3 protein-coding genes are annotated in these 3,809 nt (G+C 23.4%); 2 read left to right on the top strand and 1 reads right to left on the bottom strand.

Annotated features, from left to right (window positions below; genetic code table 11):
* The first annotated feature begins 1,015 nt into the window (after positions 1-1,015).
* The gene (locus tag GBZ86_RS13595) at positions 1,016-1,204 is read left to right on the top strand and encodes a hypothetical protein (protein ID WP_152891522.1); all 189 of its coding nucleotides are present in this window, start codon (positions 1,016-1,018) and stop codon (positions 1,202-1,204) included.
* A 32-nt stretch (positions 1,205-1,236) separates the two neighbouring features.
* Positions 1,237-2,523, top strand: coding sequence for an SNIPE associated domain-containing protein (locus GBZ86_RS13590; protein ID WP_152891520.1), 1,287 nt, complete (start codon positions 1,237-1,239; stop codon positions 2,521-2,523).
* 72 nt (positions 2,524-2,595) lie between these two features.
* Here GBZ86_RS13590 and GBZ86_RS13585 read toward each other — a convergent pair whose 3' ends face one another.
* Positions 2,596-3,528, bottom strand: a complete 933-nt coding sequence (locus tag GBZ86_RS13585) for a M48 family metalloprotease (RefSeq protein WP_152891518.1) — start codon at positions 3,526-3,528, stop codon at positions 2,596-2,598.
* Between the last annotated feature and the right edge of the window lie 281 nt (positions 3,529-3,809).

The following is a 3,809-nucleotide window of genomic DNA, read 5'->3' as shown; positions in this document are numbered from 1 at the left end:
TTTAACAGCTATTTCTAAACTAATAAATGTTATTTTAGCCTACTCTTTAAATGACATAAAATATATTAGAAGTATTAGAAAACTATATTTAATATCAGCTTAATCACATATCCACAGTCTAATTTCATAATCTTTCTGTAAAAGACCGTTTTTGTTAGGGTCTATATTTTCATGCACAAATTTAAATCAAAATATTGGTTTTTTTAAAAGTTATCCACAATTTTTTAAATCTTAATTTCACAATCGCCTAATATATATCTATAATTATATTATTTAAATAGGGTTCTATCAACTAATATATTTTACTATCATACTCACTTACTAATATACTGTCATACCTATATATCTCTACTCTTATCTATAATTATATTATTAGTAATAGCTATTCTAACTTTTTTGTTATAGTTAAACTCTTCTTATTATTGTCTTAATTTGAGAATACCATAAAACTAGTCGATTATTTTTCCATATAAATATATTTGTATATATTTATTGTACCTACAACAATTAACTGGCTTAATGTTATAAGCATAACAGCATATGATAAAACATTAGTTTTTACCATATTTGGGTATAATAAAGTAATTTCATAAAAATTAAGATTAATAATAACTATTATTGCAATAGCAACTGTTAGAGCAGTAATTAAAAATCTAAACCTAGTAATTCTTAAACTACCTTCAGAATAACCTTTCTTTATAAAAAGATATGCTAATACTATATTCAATATAAAGTTAATAAGATATACACATATTCCTATAGCAATATAAACTATTCGTTTTCTTTCTAGTAAAAAATATAGTATTTCAATACCAATAATAAGAAAAAATATGGATTCAAATAAACAAATTATACCTAAAAACAAAGATAATCGAGATGGATTTTTTTAGTGCTATGCTAGAGCATTTACTTTAAAATAGTAAGGGGACTTTGTATAGATAGATTCTATTTTAATTTAACAGTATAATAAGTTATATATATGTACTATTAAATTAAAACAGTAAGGAGTTATAAGATGGAAAAAGTTAATGGCTTATCTGAAGCACAGAAAAGAGTAGATGATAATTGGAGAAAAAACAATAAAGATCATGCTAATTACTTAAGAGGTAGAAGTGCTGCAAGAAGTTTTATAAGAAATAAAGCTACTTTAGAAGATTTAAAAGAACTTAGTAATTTAATTGAAGAAAGAGAAAGACAATTATAAACCAAAGTTTAACAGAAAGTGAGAAATTTATTATGGGACTAATGGATTTGTTTAAAGCTAAGGAAAATGAAAGTTTAAAAAAAGAGTTAGAGGAAACTAAAAAATTATTATCACCAGAGCTTTTAAATGTAAAAGAAATTAATCAGCATATAAAAGAATTGGAAGAAAAGAAAACTTCATTGGAAAATGAAGTGAAAGATTTAGAATCAGAGCAATTAGATATAAATAAAAAAATAGAGGAGCGTAAATCAAAATTAATAATCTTAGATGAGGATTTATTAATGCAGGATTTTAGCCTATATCAACCTATTTATGACTTTGCAACTTCAGAGAAATATAAAGAAAAATTAGATTCTATTAGAAGAGAACAAAAAAGATTAATTAAAGATAAAACAGCAGTAAATTATTTTGATGGTTGGACAGTAGATGGAAGTAAAGCCAAAGGTAAAAAAATGACTGATAATAACATTAAACAAATTATTAGATCTTTTAATACAGAATGTGAAAATGTTATTGATAGAGTTAAGTTTAGTAATATAGATAGTATGAAAAAAAGAATAATTAAAGCTTTTCAGGATTTGAATAAAATAAATACTAGTAATAGAGTAGAGTTAACAGAGTATTTTTTACATTTAAAGCTTGAAGAATTAAATTTAGCTTATGAATATCAGGTGAAAAAGCAAGAGGAGAAAGAAGAATTAAAGCGTACTCGTGAAGAATTAAGAGAACAAGCAAGATTGCAGAAGGAATTAGACAGTGCTAAAAAGAATATTGATAAAGATTTAAAACACTTTAATAATGCATTAAACTCTTTAATGGGACAACTTGAAAATAAGGAAATTAGTGAAGAACAAAGACAAGCCCTTATTAATAAAAAATCTGAGTTAGAAGATAAAATTTCAGAGTTAGATAAGAATTTAAAAGATATAGATTATAGACAAAATAATCAAAAAGCAGGATATGTATACATAATTTCTAATATAGGAACTTTTGGAGAAAATATATATAAAATTGGTATGACTAGAAGATTAGACCCACAGGATAGAGTTGATGAATTAGGAGGAGCATCAGTACCATTTAATTTTGATGTACATGCTATGATATTTACAGAAGATGCTCCTAAGCTAGAAAATGCCTTACACAAAGCTTTTGAGAATAAAAAAGTTAATATGATTAATTCACGTAGAGAATTCTTTAATGTTACATTAGAAGAAATTGAAGATGTTGTTAAAAAGAGCTTTGATAAAACAGTAGAATTCAAAAAAATAGCTGAAGCAGAGCAATTTAGACAATCTTTAAAAATAAAAAATAAACTTTAAATAAAGAATTAAAATCAAAAACTAGAGCTAGTAGAAAAATTACTGGCTCTAGTTATAGATTAATGGTAAATTTTAATTAAATTGTACTATTGATTCTAGTCTTTCAATTCTTAAATGTGTTTTAGGATGAGAAGCTTTTAAATCTTCCATAAACCCTGTAATATAGTCTTCATTACATATTAAATCTAAAGCAACTGCTAAAGATTCCCCATAGCCTAATTGAGCTGAGTATTTATCTGCCTCATATTCATTTTCTCTTGAAGATTTAAGAGAAAACAAGTATAAAAGATTTAAAAGTTTTTCTATAACTCCAACAAATATAAACCTAAGAATTATTGGTATAGTATAATTTCCTCTTTTATGATCACTAAAGAAACTCCCAACAAAATAACAAATAAAAGTTGCTATCATAACATAAATATTAAAAAGTATATTGCCTGCTCTAGTTAATAATAAAAGAGTAGTGTCTTTATTTACTATATGAGCAAATTCATGTGCTAAAATTCCTTTTATCTGTTCATCACTTAAAGTTAATAGTCCTGTTGTTAGTATAATAGTATTTTTTCCAGCTGCAAAAGCATTAGGAATTTTATTATCTGTTATAAACAGCTTTATATCTTTAGAAACTTCAGGATTTTTTATAAGTACTCTTTTATAAACTTCATCAAAAATAGGATATAATCTAGCTTTATGTGATTCATTTGTAATTTTTTTAGCTTTTACTCTTATTCTTAAAAACCATTCTCCTAATGAAGTTAAGCTTGATATAAGTCCTAAATAATAAATTGAAAATATTGTAGGGATACTTAGTACTGTAATTATATCTGAATATTTTTGGCTAACCTTTGATATTCCAAAGCTAGTTATTAAATCTCCAAATATTATAGATGTTATAATTTTCCCTAGTAGCAACCAAACCACAATAAAATTTGCTAATAAGTAAATTATTAGTCCTCTGTTACTTTTTTTAGTTAATGCTTCCTTTAATTCATAAAATAATTTCATTTATATATCCTTTCTTTTTTATAATTATGAAGATAATATCTTAAATTTCCATAAATAGAATAATACCTTATATAAAATTTCAAATATTATTCTATTTTTAAAAATAATAAATCTTAGTATATAAAATTTAATAGTATTAATTTTTATTATTATAAGGAAGCAATTTTTTATAGTTAATATTTAAATTGTTAAATTTTTTTTAATGTTTTAAATAATATAAAGAATAATGATTAAGATTATAACATAAATAGCAAAAGTAAATAATTAATTTTTTTAATATT

This window comes from Clostridium tarantellae (assembly GCF_009295725.1).
Classification (GTDB): Bacteria; Bacillota; Clostridia; order Clostridiales; family Clostridiaceae; genus Sarcina; species Sarcina tarantellae.
Note: the sequence above shows the minus strand (reverse complement) of the source record. Positions and strands in the feature narration are given on the sequence as shown.